The sequence below is a fragment of the Caballeronia udeis genome (assembly GCF_044909315.1).
In the GTDB taxonomy this organism is placed as follows: domain Bacteria; phylum Pseudomonadota; class Gammaproteobacteria; order Burkholderiales; family Burkholderiaceae; genus Caballeronia; species Caballeronia udeis_A.
Genome location: NZ_JBIYEB010000081.1, coordinates 1 through 1,854 on the forward strand (window position 1 = coordinate 1; position 1,854 = coordinate 1,854).

The window sequence follows — 1,854 nt, forward strand, 5'->3', positions numbered from 1 at the left end:
AGCTTGACGGGATAGCCAATGTTCGAGGCTCGTGTCGAATGGCCTCTGTGGAACGAGGCCGTTGCCCGAAACGAGTCGACCAGGGCTAATCGCCGACTTCCCGAGTCGGCCAGGAACGGTCACTCGGTCCACTTGATCGATTCGTTGACAAACTTGACAAGGCTTGGCGGACACGCGCGAAAATGCTTCCCTTTTGTTTGACCGCTCCCTCGTGCACGCTCGTGTCTCCGAACAAATTAAAATTTCGACGCCGTGCGCGCCGCAGAGTTCGCTGTTGCGGCATCCTTGCGTGCTCGGTGAATCGCTTGCAGCGGCAAATAGTTGACATGTAAAGATTCGGAATCTCTTGTCAGTTGATATTCAATTGCTACATTTTTGCCTTTCCATATAAGGGAGTACCATTCGCCGTCTTCGTCGTCGCCGTCTTCTCCGGTTGGCAGTCCGAACTTTGTAATAGTTGCATTCATAACGTCTGTGCCAGTAGCATTCGCACCAACGAAAACGGAGCTTACTTTCGAATCCAGCAAGGTAAAGCCGAGCGAAGCATAAGGGTTGAGTCCAAGGTCAGGCCCATGTTCTACAGTGCCAGTTGCTTGGCCGTACTTCTCTGAATAGTCCGTATCGAGGCTATAGCACTCATAGTTGTAATCACCAACCTTCGGACACTCAGGCATAGATAACGGCTTGCCGAGAGCGATACCAGCGAAGCTACTTGGTTCGTTAGCCCAGGCTGACTGTGTTTTTAAATGAACTCCATCGGCAGAAGCGAGCGACCACGGAAAGACGACAGGTAATCCCAACGTGGTGGCCGCGATTAGCAAAGATAAAGTGGATCTTATCGACATTGCTATGGTTCTCGGTGACGTTAATTTGGAAGACAAAAAATCTCATCCTTCGACTAACGGGCAGGTTGTGTCAGCCCATGAAAGGGCACCGCACTTTGCGCCGCCACCGTGACTACCGTCTGAACTTGGCAAACTTTATTAATCACGCTTCCCGGTCGTATTTACTGGGACCGGTCAATCGCCAATGTACATTGTGTATTACGCGCGGAGTGTACGTCAGCGCACAGAGGATAGGTAAGTTACTCAATATAGAGTCGGACTGTGACGTCCAAGTCTGCTTTGACGCTCCCCTCTTCCAGGCGGACAGCCGCCAGCCGGTGCTCGTAGGGCAGCAAGTTCCGAATTATCATTGGCTCTCTCAATACATTTCTATGACCATGAGCGCGAAGCCGACAATGACGAAGGTGAACCGTACCGGAATCCCCGACGAACTGAAGACAGGCATCGAAGCGCTTTCGGGCATGTCGCCAGATTCGCCCAAAGTTCACTACAACTCGCCGGCTCCCGCACAGCTCGACGCACTGGCTTCTGCGCAAGGCAGCGTTATCCACGTTGCACTTGAGCAAGAAAAACATGTGCCACACGAGGCTCGGCAAATCGTGCAGCAAACGCAAGGCCGAGTCACGCCGACGAACCGGACGGCAGAGGATGTAGGTGCCAACGACGACACTCGACTTGAACGCGAGGCCGACATCATGGGCGGTAAAGCCGTTAGTGTAGGGAAGAACGGGCGGCGCATCCGGTTTTAGTGAGAGAACCGCACGCTCCCGCTACTCTTTTTTAAAAGGTTCTGAAATTCGAACGTACGGAAACCACCTAACCGCGTGATTCCTAATCATATCGGCGTATTTTGAAGCGCCTTTCGATGCGCGTTGAGTGACCGCTTTCGAGAAAGCTGAGCGTCCCTTGTGGGTCGGTCAGTGCCAATCGCTGTTTCGCCGTGCGGGGACATGCGTATACAAATTGCATCAGACACCGATCGGTCGTTTCGCGCATCAGCGGTCGCGCA

Annotated in this window: 2 protein-coding genes; one reads left to right on the forward strand and one right to left on the reverse strand. The window is 53.0% G+C overall.

Annotation, left to right across the window (positions count from 1 at the left end; translation table 11 throughout):
- Window positions 1-236: 236 nt before the first annotated feature.
- On the reverse strand, window positions 237-845 hold the full coding sequence (locus ABH944_RS44515; RefSeq protein ID WP_404615811.1) for a hypothetical protein: 609 nt from the start codon (window positions 843-845) through the stop codon (window positions 237-239).
- 395 nt (window positions 846-1,240) lie between these two features.
- On the opposite strand from ABH944_RS44515, the gene ABH944_RS44520 reads away from it, so the two are divergent.
- Window positions 1,241-1,594, forward strand: coding sequence for a hypothetical protein (locus ABH944_RS44520; protein WP_404615809.1), 354 nt, complete (start codon window positions 1,241-1,243; stop codon window positions 1,592-1,594).
- Window positions 1,595-1,854 lie beyond the last annotated feature (260 nt).

Coding starts and splice junctions, on each gene's coding strand:
- ABH944_RS44515 (WP_404615811.1), bottom strand. CDS start 845: ATGTCGATAAGATCCACTTTATCTTTGCTAATCGCGGCCACCACGTTG.
- ABH944_RS44520 (WP_404615809.1), top strand. CDS start 1,241: ATGACGAAGGTGAACCGTACCGGAATCCCCGACGAACTGAAGACAGGC.